The following is a 15,134-nucleotide window of genomic DNA, read 5'->3' as shown; positions in this document are numbered from 1 at the left end:
CCTGTTAGCATAAGCTGGCGGAACCACTCCGCGTGGCGAGAGGTGTATCCATGTTGCTGACCCGTCGATCCTTGATCCGCTCTGCCTCGGTCTTCGCGGCGGCGGCAACCCTGCCCGGTCTGGTGCGCGCGCAAACTCGCCCGCTTCGGCTTGAGATCACCGAAGGTGTGATCGAACCCTTGCCCTTCGCCATCCCCAGTTTCATCGCGCGCAATGGGGCTGCTGCTGATGCGGCCGCCGATATCACCCGCGTCATCGCCGCCGATCTGCGCGGCACGGGGCTGTTCCGGCAGATCCCCGACAGCGCGCATATCTCGAGCGTCACCAATTTCGACGCGCCGATCCTTTACCCCGATTGGCAGGCGATCAATGCCCAAGCCCTGATCGTGGGCGAGGTCGAGCAGCAAGGTGGCCGTTTGATCGTGCGCTTCCGCCTGTTTGACGTCTTTAGCCAACAGCCTTTGGGCGATGGGCTGCAATTCGTGGGCACCCGTGACGGCTGGCGGCGCATGGCCCATAATGTCGCCGATCAAGTCTATGAGCGGATCACCGGCGAGACAGGCTATTTCGACACGCGTGTTGTCTTTGTCCATGAGGAGGGGCCGAAGAACGCGCGCCTCAAGCGTTTGGCGCTGATGGATTACGATGGGGCGAATGTCCAATTCCTGACCGATAGCCGGAGCATTGTGATGGCGCCGCGGTTTAGCCCGACGGGTGATCGCATCATCTATACCAGCTACGAAAGCGGTCAGCCGCGCGTCTATATTATGGATGTGGCCAGCGTCAGCCGCCGCCCGCTTGAAGCGGTGTCGGCAGGCAACATGACCTTTTCGCCGCGCTTTACCGCCGATGGCGGCAGCGTGGTCTTTTCGATGGAACAAGGCGGCAATACCGATATCTACCGCGTCCCCGTGAGCGGTGGCGCGCGCAGCCAGTTGACCAATGCCCCTTCGATCGAAACGGCACCCTCGTTTTCGCCTGATGGCAGCCGGATGGTGTTTGAGAGCGACCGCACCGGCGGCCAACAGATCTATGTCATGCCTGCAGGCGGCGGCGAGGTGCAGCGCATCAGCCGAGGAAGCGGTCGCTACGGCACGCCCGTCTGGTCGCCGCGTGGCGATTACATCGCGTTTACCAAGCAAGAGCGCGGGCGCTTCCATATCGGGGTGATGCGCACCAATGGCTCGGAAGAGCGGCTTTTGACCGCCTCTTTCCTTGATGAGGGGCCGACTTGGGCACCCAATGGGCGTGTGCTGATGTTCACCCGCGAAACCGCAGGGGCCAATGGTGCGCCCGCCGTCTATTCGGTCGATATCTCGGGGCGCAACCTCCAGCGCGTCGCGACACCCGGCATGGCATCCGACCCGTCATGGTCGCCGCGCCTTCCCTGACCCTAACCCTTGCATGGACGCAGGCCCCGCGCCCATGCTATACTGAGAAAAACAACAAGGACCGAGCATCATGACCATGTCCCTTCGCGCAACTGCGCTGATCTTGACCGCCGCAATGGCCCTCTCCGCTTGTGCGCAGGGCGGGCTTCGCGGCGGCGATGACGCCATCAACCTCAACGGCGCGCAAGGCGCCTTTGGCTCGGTCTCGGACCCGAGCAGCATCGCCTATTTCAACCAGATCGTGGGCGACCGGGTGCTTTTCGCCGTCGATCAATCCACCATCAACGCCTCTGCCATGGCTGTGCTTGACGGTCAGGCGGAATGGCTGATGACCAATCCCGAATTCACAGCCCTTGTCGAAGGTCATGCCGACGAGCAAGGCACGCGCGAATACAACCTTGCGCTGGGCGCGCGCCGTGCAGCCGCCGTGCGCGATTACCTTGTTTCGCGGGGGGTTGCCCCCAACCGGATCAACACGATCAGCTTTGGCAAGGAGCGCCCGCTTGAGATTTGTTCGGATGAGAGCTGCTACAGCCAGAACCGCCGCGCTGTGACGGTTCTGGGCACCGGCGCCGGGGTCTGAACCAATGCGCCACGCCCTGATCCTTGCGCTGTTGATCGGCTTGTGCCCGCCCATGGCGATGGCACAAGACCGCACCCAATCCTTGGCCGATATCCGCCAAGAGCTGTCGGTGCTGTTTGTCGAGATGCAGCGCCTCAGGGGCGAGTTGAACACGACAGGTGGCGCGATGGGCGCGGGTGGCGGCGGCACGGTGCTTTCGCGCATTGATGCCATCGAGGCCGAGTTGCGCCGCCTGACCGACCAGACCGAGCAATTGCAGATCAAGGTTGAACGGGTCGTCACAGATGGCACCAACCGCATCGGCGATCTGGAGTTTCGCCTGTGCGAACTGACCCCCGATTGCCGGATCGGCGATCTTGCGGCCACGCCTGCCTTGGGTGGTGCCGGTGATGTGGGCGCACTTGGCGGCGCAATGCCCGCGACCCCGGTGATGCCCAGCGGTGCCAATCTTGCCGTGGCCGAGCAAAGCGATTTCGACCGCGCGCGCACGGCCTATGAAGCGGCCGATTTTGCGCAAGCAGCCCAGCTTTTCGAAGCCTTCACCCAAACCTATCCTGGTGGCCCGCTTTCGGCCGAGGCGCATTTTCTGCGCGGGCAATCCGAGGCGCAGCAAAGCGCATGGAGCCGGGCGGCGCGTGCTTATCTCGATAGTTTTACCGCCGATCCATCGGGCGCGCGGGCCAGCGATGCGCTGCTTAATCTTGGGCTTTCCTTGGCTGAGTTGGGTCAGCGCGACGAGGCATGCCTGACCTTGGGCGAGGTGGGCGCGCGTTTCCCCGCAAGCCCTGCCGCATCCGAGGCCCTCGCGGTGCGGAGCCGGCTGAACTGCACGTGACAGCCGACACGCTCGAGGCGCGCTTTGCCGCAAGCATGGGCGCGCTTCTTGGCCCTGATTTTCCATCTGCGATCGGTCTTGCCGTCTCAGGCGGCGGCGACAGCATGGCGATGCTGGCGCTTGCGCATGGCTGGGCGCGCGTCATGGGGATTGGCCTGCATGTCGTGACGGTTGATCATGGGCTGCGCGCCGCCGCCGCCGATGAGGCCGCGATGGTCGCCGCCGAATGCGCGGCACTTGGTCATCCGCACACAACGCTGCGCTGGCAATGGGATGGGCAAGGCAATCTGCAAGATGCCGCGCGACAGGCGCGCCGCGATCTGATCGGCGCATGGCGGGGCGATCTGGCCCATGTGCTTTTTGCCCATACAAGCGATGATCAGGCCGAGACCGTCTTGATGCGGCTTTTGCGCGGCTCGGGTGTCGAGGGGCTGGCCGGGATGGCAGGGGCGCGCGCCGTGAATGACGCAAGCGGCACATGGTGGCTTTTGCGCCCGCTCTTGGCCGAACGGCGCGCCGATCTGCGCCATTATGCGGTGACGCTGAAGCTTCCCTTTGTCGATGACCCCTCGAATGATGACCCGCGCTTTGACCGGGTGCGCGCGCGACAGGCGATTGCAGCCCTTGGGCTATCGGTGGATGGCTTGGCCCAGACCGCCGACCGCATGGCGCGTGCAGCTGTTGCCTGCCGGGCGCGCGCAACTGAGATCGCGCGCCGGATCGTGACCGAGGATCGGGTGAACGATCTTCACACGGGTGATTTGCTCATCGACCGCGATGGGCTGGAGGGCGTGGAGCGCGACACGCAGATGCGGATCTTGGCCGCCGGGCTGCAATGGGTGGCCACAGCGCCCTACAGGCCGCGTGCCCATGCGCTGGAGGGGTTGCTTGACCGGCTTTTGGCGGGTGGTGGCGGCACGCTGCACGGGGTTGATGCGACGACACATGCTGTGACGATCCGCCTTTCCCGCGAGGGTGCGGCTTTGCGCGATGGGCAAATTGCCGCTTGTGCGGGTGCGCTTTGGGATGGGCGCTGGATGGTGGGGACGGCTGCCCCATCGGGGGTGACGCTGCGCGCGCTTGGCCCTGACGGATGGGCGCAACGCCCTGAAAATAAACCGATTTCATCGCCTGCGCGGGCGGCCTATGCTTGGCCTGCGCTGTTTCGGGATGATCATTTGGTGGCCTGTCCCCTTTTGGGTGTTGGGCCGCAGGATATGATTATTTTCCGCCCGCCCAGCGGCCATTTCGCCCAATTCTTGGAATCGCATTGAACTCGGGCGCTGCATCCTTATCTTCCTGTGGATCGACCGTCCGCACCCTTCCGGCCGGCATGTGAGGAGATACTCCCTTGGGTAACGCGCGAAACATCGCTTTTTGGGTCATCCTGTTTCTACTGATTCTGGCCTTGTTCAACCTGTTCTCGGGTGGTCAGACGCAGGTGGCGCAGCGCGGCGTGGCCTATTCCGAATTCATCGGCCAAGTGGAGGGTGGACAGGTTTTGTCAGCCACGCTTGATGGCGAGAATGTGCAGTTTACCACAGCCAATGGCACCTTTGGCACCGTTGCGCCGGGCGATGCGAACACGACGCAAATCTTGCTCGAGCGCGGTGTGCGGATCGAGGCGCGCCCACAAGAACAGTCGGGCTTCCTGAGTGTCTTGTCCTTGTGGCTGCCGGTTCTGGTGCTGATCGGGATCTGGATATTCTTCATGAACCGGATGCAGGGCGGCGGCAAAGGTGGGGCGATGGGCTTTGGTAAATCCAAGGCGAAACTGCTGACCGAAAAGCATGGTCGCGTGACCTTTGACGATGTCGCAGGCATCGACGAGGCCAAGGAAGAGCTGGAAGAAATCGTCGAATTCCTCCGCAATCCGCAGAAATTCAGCCGTTTGGGTGGCAAGATCCCCAAAGGCGCGCTGTTGGTTGGCCCCCCCGGTACGGGTAAGACGCTGCTTGCACGCGCCATCGCGGGCGAAGCAGGTGTGCCGTTTTTCACCATCTCCGGCTCTGATTTTGTCGAGATGTTCGTGGGTGTGGGTGCAAGCCGCGTGCGCGATATGTTCGAACAGGCCAAGAAGAACGCGCCTTGCATCGTCTTTATCGACGAAATCGACGCTGTCGGCCGGTCGCGTGGCGTGGGCTATGGCGGTGGCAATGACGAACGTGAACAGACGTTGAACCAGCTTTTGGTCGAGATGGACGGTTTCGAGGCCAATGAGGGCATCATCATCATCGCGGCCACCAACCGGCCCGATGTGCTTGACCCCGCGCTGTTGCGCCCCGGCCGCTTCGACCGCCAGGTGCAGGTGCCGAACCCCGACATCAAGGGCCGTGAGCGGATCTTGAACGTGCATTCGCGCAAGGTGCCACTTGGCCCCGATGTTGATCTGCGCATCATCGCGCGCGGCACGCCGGGTTTCTCGGGCGCGGATTTGGCGAACCTTGTGAACGAGGCGGCGCTGACGGCGGCGCGCATCAACCGCCGCTTTGTGACGATGGAAGATTTCGAAAACGCCAAGGACAAGGTCATGATGGGTGCCGAGCGCCGCTCGATGGTCATGTCCGAGGATGAGAAAAAGCTGACCGCCTATCACGAGGCAGGCCATGCCGTCGTTGGCATGAATGTGCCCGATCATGACCCGATCCATAAAGCGACGATCATTCCGCGTGGCCGTGCGCTGGGTCTTGTTCTGTCGTTGCCCGAGCGTGATCAGCTTTCGGTCAGCTATCGCAAATACACATCCAAGATTGCCATGGCGATGGGTGGGCGTGTGGCCGAGGAATTGGTGTTCGGCAAAGAGATGGTGACATCAGGGGCTGCCTCTGACATTCAGCAGGTCTCGAAGATCGCGCGCGCGATGGTTACGCAATTTGGCTATGCCGAAGAGCTTGGCTATGTCGATTACGCCAATGAGCAGCAGTCTTATCTGGGCTCTTACGGGGGCGGCACGAACCATTCCGCTGCAACCCAGAAGATCATTGACGACAAAGTCAAAGCCCTTGTTGACGAAGGCTATGAGACCGCCAAGCGTATCTTGACCGAAAAGCGCGACGATCTCGAGCGACTGGCCCAAGGCCTGTTGGAGTATGAGACCCTGACAGGATCCGAGATCAAGAAGGTGATTGATGGCCTTCCGCTGAACAAGGGCGACGATAGTGGTGATACCAGCAGTCGTTCGGGCGGCACCCCCTCGATCACGGCCATCCCCAAGCTCAAGCCAAAATCCAAGCCCGCAGGCGATATGGAGCCTGAACCCAGCGCGTAAATCGCCCAAGGCAGAATTATCAAAAGGCCCCCGTATCGGGGGCCTTTTGTTGTGTGATGCGCCGGTTCCGGGTTGCGCAGATCATGGCCTTTGGGTGACATCATCCCGCAGATGAGAGGATGCAAAGATGCCAGCGCTGATCCCGACGCAATACACCGCCACCGTTACATGGTTGGGCGTGAACCCCGACCGCGATGCCGCGCTGGAAACGCAAGCCTTGCGCGACATGGCCTTGAGTTTCGCGGGCTATGCGGGCGAAAGCCGCGCGGGGCTGGTGCGCCCCTCTGATAGCCGGGTCTTGGCGCAATATAAGCGCGGCACACCGATTAGAAATACCCGCCAACTCGCGATCTTGTCGGCCGAAGATCTTGATGCCATCGCCGCCGAGATGGGGATTGACGCCCTTGACCCGGCGCTTGTCGGCGCCTCGATGGTGATCCGGGGCATTCCCGATTTCACCCATGTGCCGCCCTCATCCCGGCTGCAAGATGAGGCCAGCGGCACAACGCTGACCATCGATATGGAAAACCGCCCCTGCATGCTGCCCGCCAAACCAATCGAGGCACGCCATCCGGGCATGGGCGCACGGTTCAAGCGCGCGGCGCAAAACCGGCGCGGTGTGACCGCTTGGGTCGAGCGCGAAGGGGTGATCGCAGTTGGCGCGACACTGCGCCTGCATATCCCCGATCAGCCCGTCTGGCGTTTTCTCGATGAGGCGCGCAAGGCCCACGGTTAAGGGCGGCAGTTTCGCATCGGAAACGCCGCGTGACGAATGAGATTGGGAATGTGTCGCAATCGGTCCTCCCGGCGCGCAATGCACCCGCTATAGCCAAGGGTGAGAAAACACGCCCGCATGTGGGAAGGGAGCCCGCCTGACATGGCCTTCAAGACAGATATCGAAATCGCCCGCGAGGCGCAGAAAAAGCCGATCCAACAGATCGGTGAAAAGCTTGGCATCCCTTATGAGGCATTGCTGCCCTATGGGCATGATAAGGCCAAGATCGAACAAGATTTCATCACCGGACTGGCCGATCGCCCGAACGGCAAGTTGATCTTGGTGACCGCGATCAACCCCACGCCTGCGGGCGAAGGCAAAACCACCACCACCGTGGGTTTGGGCGATGGCCTGAACCGCATCGGCAAAAAGGCCGCGATCTGTATCCGCGAAGCGAGCCTTGGCCCGAATTTCGGGATGAAGGGTGGGGCCGCCGGTGGCGGCTATGCGCAAGTCGTGCCGATGGAAGAGATGAACCTGCATTTCACCGGCGATTTTCACGCGATCACCTCGGCGCATAACTTGCTGTCGGCGATGATCGACAACCATATCTATTGGGGCAATACGCTGGGCATCGATGAGCGCCGGGTGGTGTGGCGCCGCGTGATGGATATGAACGACCGCGCGCTGCGTGATGTGGTGGTCTCGCTTGGCGGTGTCTCGAACGGTTTCCCGCGTCAGACAGGCTTTGACATCACCGTTGCCTCCGAGGTGATGGCGATCTTGTGCCTCAGCGAGAACCTCGCCGATCTGGAGCGGCGCTTGGGCGATATGATCGTGGCCTATCGCCGCGACAAATCCCCGATTTATTGCCGTGATATCAAGGCCGATGGCGCGATGACGGTGCTGCTCAAGGATGCGATGCAGCCCAATCTGGTGCAAACGCTGGAAAACAACCCCGCCTTTGTGCATGGCGGCCCATTCGCGAATATCGCGCATGGCTGCAACAGCGTGATCGCGACCAAGACCGCGCTGAAGCTGGCCGATTTCGTCGTGACCGAGGCCGGTTTCGGGGCCGATCTGGGTGCTGAAAAGTTCATGAACATCAAATGCCGCAAAGCGGGTCTTGCCCCCGATGCGGTGGTGATCGTGGCGACCGTGCGCGCGATGAAGATGAATGGTGGCGTGGCCAAGGCCGATCTGGGTGCCGAGAACGTCGCAGCCGTTCAGGCCGGTTGCGCCAATCTGGGTCGTCATATCGAGAACGTCAAAAGCTTTGGTGTGCCCGTCGTCGTCGGCATCAACCATTTCGCAGGCGATACCGATGCCGAGATTGCAGCCGTCAAAGCCTATGTCGCGGCCCAAGGCTCGGAGGCGATCTTGTGCAAGCATTGGGCGCAAGGCAGCGCGGGCATCGAAGAACTGGCGCATCGTGTGGCCGAACTTGCCGAAGGTGGCAGCGCGGATTTCCACACGCTCTACCCCGACGAGATGGGGCTGATGGCCAAGATCGAGACCATCGCAACCAAGATCTATCGTGCAGGCAGCGTGACCGCCGATGCAAGCGTGCGCGCCCAGCTGAAAGCGTGGGAGGATGCGGGCTATGGCAATCTGCCCGTCTGCATGGCCAAGACGCAGTATTCCTTTTCCACCGACCCGACCCTGCGCGGCGCGCCCGAGGGGCATACCATCCCCGTGCGCGAGGTGCGGCTTTCCGCAGGTGCGGGTTTTGTCGTGGCGATCTGCGGCGAGATTATGACCATGCCCGGCCTGCCCAAGGTTCCAGCCTCGGAAACCATCCGGCTGAACGATGCAGGTCTGATCGAGGGGTTGTTCTAAGCAAGCGGGCGCCCCGATCAGCGGGCAGCGTGGGTCGGCCAAAGGCGGCATGCGTATTTTTGGGAAAGATGAAGGATCAGGGCATGGGCGCACAGATCATCGACGGGAAAGCCTTTGCAGCAAAGGTGCGGGCACAGGTGGCGGCCCATGTCGCGGGCCTCAAGGCTGGGCATGGGATTGTGCCGGGATTGGCCGTGGTCTTGGTCGGGCAAGATCCCGCCAGCCAAGTCTATGTCAAGAACAAGGGTGTGCAGACCATCGAGGCGGGGATGGCGAGTTTCGAGCATAAGCTTGATGCCGCCACGCCCGAGGCTGAGATCTTGGCGCTCGTTGCCCGCCTGAATGCCGATCCTGCGGTGCATGGCATCTTGGTGCAATTGCCGCTGCCCGCCCATGTCGATGCGGCATTGGTGATCAATGCCATCGATCCCGCCAAGGATGTGGACGGGTTTCATATCTCGAATGTGGGCCTTCTGGGGACAGGGCAAAAGGCGCTGGTGCCTTGCACGCCCTTGGGGTGCTTGATGATGCTGCGCGACCATCACGGCGATTTGTCGGGGCTAGAGGCGGTGGTGGTGGGCCGCTCGAACATTGTGGGCAAGCCCATGGCGCAGCTTTTGCTGGGCGATAGCTGCACCGTGACCATCGCGCATTCGCGCACTGCCGATCTGGGTGCGGTGTGTCGGCGCGCCGATATCGTGGTGGCCGCCGTTGGACGGCCCGAGATGATCCGGGGCGATTGGATCAAGCCCGGTGCCACGGTGATCGATGTGGGCATCAACCGGGTGCCGCATCCGGATGATCCGGCCAAGACCCGGCTGGTGGGCGATTGCCATTACGACAGCTGCGCCGCCGTGGCGGGGGCGATCACCCCTGTGCCCGGCGGTGTGGGGCCGATGACCATTGCCTGTCTGTTGGCCAATACGCTGACGGCGTGTTGCCGGGCGCATGGTTTGGATGAGCCCGTGGGGCTGACAGCTTAGGCGCCGATCCTTCGCAGATCGTACAGGCCCGCGCGAGAATGGTTTGCGCCATGGCCAATGTGGTTTAGAGTTCGCGCGGGAATGTGTTGACCGGAATAGTCGTGGTTCATGGTTTTTGTGCGTAACGAGGTCGTCCGCGATTGGGCGCGCCCGATGACATCATTGGGTATGATATGGGCTTTCTCTGCCCTGACCCTTGGCCTCATCGGCCCTTTCGGCACATTGGCGGCTTTGCCACTTGGCTGGCGCTTGTTGTTTTGGGGCGGTGTTTTGGCCGCCGGGGTGACGGTGGCGCGTGGGGCGGCGGTATTGGTGCGCCCGCTTTGGGCTGGTGGCGCGATCTGGGCGGGACTGTTTCAATGTGGATTGTGCGCGCTGATCCTTGGGCCGATGATCTGGGCCTTGTGCCGCGCCTTGCCGGGGGTTGATCTGGCGGTGGTGCCATCACTTGGCAATAGCGTCATCGTGGTGGTGCTGGTCTGGCTTTGCATCAGCGTATTGCGCGGTCAGGCAGGGTCAGTGGTGGGATTGGTCGATCTGCTCGCCCCGTATCCGCATGATCGTTATGTGGAACCGCAAGAGCGCCTGTCGGCGCAAACCGATCACATCCCATCTTTGAGCCGCCCGGCGTTTCTCGCGCGCTGCGATTTTGCGCTGCCCGGTGCGGTGATGCGGGTGTCGGCCGACAATCATTATCTGGTGATCCAAACCACCCATGGCACGGGTCGCATGATCATGCGCTTTCGCGATGCCTTGCGGGATCTCGATGGTTTGCAGGGGTTTCGTATTCACCGCTCGCATTGGGTGGCGATGGATGCGGTCTTGCGGGTGAGGGCCGAGGGGCGGCGTTATGTGCTGGAATTGATCGACGGCTCGGTCTTGCCAGTCAGCCAAGCCTATCTCGAACCGTTGCGCGCCACTGGCTTGCTCGATCAGCGGGGCATGGGCAAACGGATGGGTGGCGCGGCCAGCAATATCGCCTCGGCCTCGCGCGCCATCAACCCTGCGAGTTCGGGGCGGTCGCAGAACATTCCGCCGGTATAGGCACCATAGGCAGGCAAGATCAGCCGGGTATCATCGCGCAAGATGCAGCGGCGGCTGATGCTGCGCCCGCGCAAGGTGATGCGCGCCTTGGGGTGGTAGTGACCCGAAATCTCACCTATCGCCCCCGCCTCTGCGATGTGGCGAAAGACGAGCGGGCCGTCGTCGTATTGTGCCAAGTGGCTGCCCGCCAGATCGAGCGGGCCGGGATCATGATTGCCCGCGATCCAGACCCAGCGCCGCCCCGCCATCAAGCTGGTCAGCCGCGCCTTGAGCGGTTCGCCCAAGGCTTGGGCGGCGCGCAGATCATCGAAACTATCGCCCAAACAGATGACCGTTGCAGGGCGCATTGCAGCGATATCTTGGCCTAGCCGGTCGAGTGTCTCGATCGTCTCATAGGGGGGCAACAGGGTGCCGCCCCGCCGTGCCACCCGCTCGGACTTGCCCAAATGCAGATCAGACACGCACAAAAGCGCGCGCGCGGGCCAGAAAAGCGCACCCGTCGGCAGGGCGTGCAGCGTTTCGCCACGGAAGGGAAAGGGCAGGGTGGTCATCGCCTGCTCATAGGCGTTTGGGTGCGCGTTCAGCAAGGGGGGCGTCAGGTGATGACAGCATCCAAACCTGCGGTGGCCATCAGGCGCGCGGCCTCGGCCTCGAGCAGGCGCTGATCGGCCATGCCCGCAATCGGCACGCGGCCCGGTTCCAAGAACAGGGGTGCGGCCAGCGGGCTGACACGGGGCAGGCGCATATGGTCGATCCTATCGCCGATGCGCGCCAGCATCCCCTCGATCCGGCCGAAATCGACAAGTCCGCGCATCGCCTCGGCCCGTGTGATCGCCAGCATGATGTGATCGGGGTCGTATTTGCGCAGCGTATCGTAAAGGATATCGGTCGAAAACGTCGCCTGTCGCCCGGTTTTGCGCGCGGCACCGGGTTGGTTGCGCTCGATCAGCCCCGCGATCAATGCGCTGGCCTTGAAGGTGCGTTTCATCACCGCGTTATCGGCCAGCCACGCCGTCATGGTTTCTATCAGATTGTCGCGCGAAAATAGCGTCGTGGGATCGCCCGGCGCATCCAGCCCCCAGATCAGCGTCGCGTAATCGGTGGCGACAAAGCCCATCGGGTTTAGCCCCAGCTCCTCCATCCGTTTGGTGATCAAAAGGCCAAGCGTCTGCTGCGCATTGCGGCCTGCAAAGCCGTAAGCCACGACATGTTCGCGCCCGTCATGGGGAAAGCTTTCGACCAAAAGCCTGTCGCGCTCGGGCAGGCGGCTAAGCTTGCGTTGTAGCGCCAGCCAGTCGCGGGTGTGCTGCGGCAAGGCTGGCCAATCGGTGTGGCGGAACATCTCCAAGATGCGGTCGGAAAGCTGGGTTGAGGTTGCGAATTTCGTGCCCATGAAGGTTGCGATCTTGGGCTTGAGATGGGGGGTGCGGCTGACCTCGATCACCAGTTCGCGCATGCCCTCGAAGCGCACGATCTGGCCACCGATAAGAAAGGTGTCACCCTTGCGCAGCATCGCGGCGAAATACTCCTCCACCTCGCCCAAGGGGGCGCCACCGCGCGATTTCTGAAAGCGCACCTGCATTTTGTCGGCATCCACGATGGTGCCGATGTTCATGCGGATGCGCGCGGCGCGGCGGGGATCGCGCAACTGCCATTGGCCATCGGGGCGTTGGATCAGGCGTTGCCATTGATCATAGGCGCGCAGCGCGTAGCCCCCCGTCGCCGCGAAATCGAGGCAGCGGTCGAAGGTTTCGCGCGGCAGGTCCGCAAAAGCGCCCGCGCTGCGGACCTCGTTGAAAAGATCATCGGCATGGAAGGGTCCGGCGCAAGCGCGGATCAGGATATGTTGGCAAAGCACATCCAGCGGCCCAGTGTGGTCGGTGTCACCATCCAGCGCATGGGCGCGCACGGCCTCTAGTGCTGCGGTGCATTCGATCACCTCGAAGCGGTTGGCGGGCACGATCAGCGCCTTGGAGGGCGCGTTGTAGCGGTGATTGGCCCGCCCGATCCGCTGAACCAGCCGCTTGACGTTTTTGGGCGCGCCGATCTGGATCACAAGGTCCACATCACCCCAATCGATCCCAAGGTCGAGCGATCCGGTGCAGACAATCGCCCTCAGCCGTCCGTCCACCATCGCCTGTTCGACGCGCTCGCGCTGTTCGCGGGCCAGCGCGCCATGGTGGATACCGATGGGCAACTGGTCGTCATTGGCAAGCCACAGGTGGTGAAAGAACAGCTCCGCCTGCGCGCGGGTGTTGTGAAAGATCAGCGTCGTGCGGTGTTTGCGAATTTCCGCTAGCACGGCGGGAATGGCGTATCTACCGCCGCCGCCCGACCATGGCGGTGGGGCTTCGGTCGTCAGCATGGCGATGTCGGGGTCGGGGCCGGGATCGGCCAGCAAGATCTCGCAAGGGTCAGGGTGGCGGGCCAAGATGCGCGCGATGGCATCGGGGTCTTCGACGGTGGCAGACAGGCCCACACGGCGCAGACCCGGCGCAAGGCTCGACAGCCGCGAGAGCGCGAGCATCAGCTGATCGCCCCGTTTGCTTTCGGCCAGTGCGTGGATTTCATCGACGATGATGCGGCTTAAGCCCGCAAATGTCCGATGGGCATCTTCGAACGACACCATCAGTGCAAGGCTTTCGGGCGTCGTCAAAAGGATATGCGGCGGGTCGGCGCGTTGGCGACGCTTGGTATGGGCAGAGGTGTCGCCCGTGCGATCCTCAACCCGGATGGGCAGGCCCATCTCGGTGATCGGGCCGGTCAAGTTGCGCTTGATATCCGTGGCCAGAGCTTTCAGCGGCGAGACGTAAAGCGTGTGCAGCCCCTTGTGCTTGCCATCGGCTAGTTCGGCAAGCGTTGGCAAAAACCCCGCCATGGTTTTGCCGCCCCCCGTGGGCGCGATCAGCAATTGGCAAGGTGCATCGGCGCGCGCCAGCATGTCTTGCTGGTGCGGGTGGATCGACCAGCCACGGCTGTCAAACCAGCCGGTGATCTGTGGGGGCAGGGCGCGCGTCATAACCCCTAGATAACCGCTTGCGCGCCTTTGGCCATGGGGGGTGGTTTTGCTGCAGCAAAACCCACGCGAAAAACTGGCGTTTTTCGCGCCCTCAGTGAACGATCTTCTCGTCCTTCACAAAGAGGTTCTCCCAAGCGCGGTCGATGAAGTCGGGCCGCATTTGATAGGTGATCCCTTCGAAATCGCAGATCGCCTTGATCTGGTCGCACAAGAATACCGGGTGATAATTGGCGTAGTTATGCCCGATGCTGGGGTATTTGTGCCGCAACAGATGCACGAGCGAGGCTTGATCGAGGGGAATCCCCTTTTTCTTGGCGACCAATGCAAAGATCTTGAGGAATTGTTCCTGTGTCGGCCCATCGATCTTGACCTTGAAAAAGATCCGGCGAAGGGCTGCTTGGTCGAAAATCTCGTTGGGGTGGAAGTTGGTCGAGAAGATGACCAAGGTGTCAAATGGCACCTCGAATTTCTCGCCCGATTGCAGGGCCAAGATGTCATAGGCATTCTCCATCGGAACGATCCAACGGTTGATCAGCGCCTGCGGCGGTTCTTCTTGGCGGCCAAGGTCGTCGACGATGAAAACGCCGCCCGTAGATTTCAACTGAAGGCTGGCTTGGTAGGTGCGACTGACCGCGTTGTAGTTCAGATCAAGCATCGACAGCGTCAGTTCACCCCCGGTCATCACCGTGGGCCGCGTACACAGCAGGTAGCGCGTGTCATGGCGTGACGCGGATTTGCGCAGCGAACCATTCTCAGGGGTGTCGGCGGATGGGCCGACCGGCGTATGCACGATTGGGTCGAACATCGTGATCACTTGCCCCGCATAGGCCAGAGCATGGGGGATGTAGATATTGTCGCCCATCGCCTTGCGGATGCCTTCGGCGATGGAGGATTTGCCATTGCCGGGCGGGCCATACATCAAGACCGAGCGCCCCGACCCAACAGCCGGTCCAAGCTGATCGAGTAGGCCTTGGGGCAAGATCAGATGGCCCATCGACGCCTCAAGCATGGCGCGCGTCAGCTTGATATCGCGGATCGACTGGCGTTTGACCTGCGCCTTGTAGTCGGCAAGTGGCACGGGCATTGGCCCGTAATATTCCGATTGGTTGAGCGCATCGAGGGCGCGGGCCTTGCCGCTATCGGTGAGTTGAAACCCCATCTCGGCGCTTGAGGTGGCATGCAGCGTGCCGGTCGCCTGCATCAGCCCCAGATCGCGCAGCGTATCGATCAAGATTTGCGTCAGCGGAATGGGCAGCGCGATGGCTTGCGCAATTTCCGAGGTCTTATCCACATTCTTGCGAAACACCGTCTTAAGAAGGATGTCGCGCATCATCACCGGCGTCAGGCCGGTATCAGACAATTGCCGCAGTGGCGGCGGTGCCGCTGTCTCGGTTTGCGAGATTTGGATATTCATTGCGCAACCCCACGCGTGATGTGTTCGCGTTTAATGGCTTGGG

General features: G+C 62.1%; 12 protein-coding genes. 9 read left to right on the top strand and 3 right to left on the bottom strand.

What is annotated here, in order from left to right:
- Positions 1-50 precede the first annotated feature (50 nt).
- The 9 genes from tolB to KG698_RS15820 all read left to right on the top strand — a co-directional run bounded on the left by tolB (position 51) and on the right by KG698_RS15820 (position 10,658).
- Entirely contained in the window at positions 51-1,391 is a 1,341-nt protein-coding gene (gene tolB / locus KG698_RS05915; RefSeq protein ID WP_213684620.1) for a Tol-Pal system beta propeller repeat protein TolB, read from the top strand.
- A 76-nt stretch (positions 1,392-1,467) separates the two neighbouring features.
- Complete coding sequence (pal, locus tag KG698_RS05910) at positions 1,468-1,974, top strand: peptidoglycan-associated lipoprotein Pal (protein WP_213684678.1); 507 nt, start codon at positions 1,468-1,470, stop codon at positions 1,972-1,974.
- A gap of 4 nt (positions 1,975-1,978) precedes the next feature.
- Positions 1,979-2,809 carry a tol-pal system protein YbgF gene (ybgF, locus tag KG698_RS05905; RefSeq protein ID WP_213684619.1) on the top strand — a complete coding sequence of 277 codons (831 nt, stop codon included), beginning with the start codon at positions 1,979-1,981 and terminating at the stop codon, positions 2,807-2,809.
- On the top strand, positions 2,806-4,083 hold the full coding sequence (gene tilS / locus KG698_RS05900) for a tRNA lysidine(34) synthetase TilS (protein WP_213684618.1): 1,278 nt from the start codon (positions 2,806-2,808) through the stop codon (positions 4,081-4,083). Before ybgF ends, tilS begins: the two co-directional genes overlap by 4 nt.
- Positions 4,084-4,160: 77 nt before the next feature.
- The gene (ftsH, locus tag KG698_RS05895) at positions 4,161-6,077 is read left to right on the top strand and encodes an ATP-dependent zinc metalloprotease FtsH (RefSeq protein ID WP_213684617.1); all 1,917 of its coding nucleotides are present in this window, start codon (positions 4,161-4,163) and stop codon (positions 6,075-6,077) included.
- A 127-nt stretch (positions 6,078-6,204) separates the two neighbouring features.
- A complete protein-coding gene (locus tag KG698_RS05890) occupies positions 6,205-6,813 on the top strand; it encodes an MOSC domain-containing protein (RefSeq protein ID WP_213684616.1) in 609 nt (202 codons plus the stop codon).
- A gap of 141 nt (positions 6,814-6,954) precedes the next feature.
- Positions 6,955-8,631, top strand: a complete 1,677-nt coding sequence (locus KG698_RS05885) for a formate--tetrahydrofolate ligase (RefSeq protein WP_213684615.1) — start codon at positions 6,955-6,957, stop codon at positions 8,629-8,631.
- Between the two features lie 83 nt (positions 8,632-8,714).
- Complete coding sequence (folD, locus tag KG698_RS05880; protein WP_213684614.1) at positions 8,715-9,614, top strand: bifunctional methylenetetrahydrofolate dehydrogenase/methenyltetrahydrofolate cyclohydrolase FolD; 900 nt, start codon at positions 8,715-8,717, stop codon at positions 9,612-9,614.
- A 117-nt stretch (positions 9,615-9,731) separates the two neighbouring features.
- Positions 9,732-10,658, top strand: a complete 927-nt coding sequence (locus KG698_RS15820) for a LytTR family transcriptional regulator DNA-binding domain-containing protein (protein WP_213684613.1) — start codon at positions 9,732-9,734, stop codon at positions 10,656-10,658.
- Here the strand turns inward: KG698_RS15820 and pdeM are convergent.
- From pdeM to KG698_RS05860, 3 genes are all read right to left on the bottom strand, one after another.
- Positions 10,547-11,209: a ligase-associated DNA damage response endonuclease PdeM gene (gene pdeM, locus KG698_RS05870; protein WP_213684612.1), complete on the bottom strand. Its 663-nt coding sequence runs from the start codon at positions 11,207-11,209 to the stop codon at positions 10,547-10,549. The genes KG698_RS15820 and pdeM overlap by 112 nt on opposite strands.
- A 44-nt stretch (positions 11,210-11,253) precedes the next feature.
- A complete protein-coding gene (locus KG698_RS05865; protein WP_213684611.1) occupies positions 11,254-13,677 on the bottom strand; it encodes a ligase-associated DNA damage response DEXH box helicase in 2,424 nt (807 codons plus the stop codon).
- A 91-nt stretch (positions 13,678-13,768) separates the two neighbouring features.
- Positions 13,769-15,091 (bottom strand): ATPase, encoded by a 1,323-nt coding sequence (locus KG698_RS05860; protein WP_213684610.1) that lies wholly within the window; start codon positions 15,089-15,091, stop codon positions 13,769-13,771.
- Between the last annotated feature and the right edge of the window lie 43 nt (positions 15,092-15,134).

The organism is Roseicyclus sp. (assembly GCF_018402035.1).
GTDB lineage: Bacteria > Pseudomonadota > Alphaproteobacteria > Rhodobacterales > Rhodobacteraceae > Roseicyclus.
This window is presented reverse-complemented; position numbering and strand designations above follow the sequence as displayed.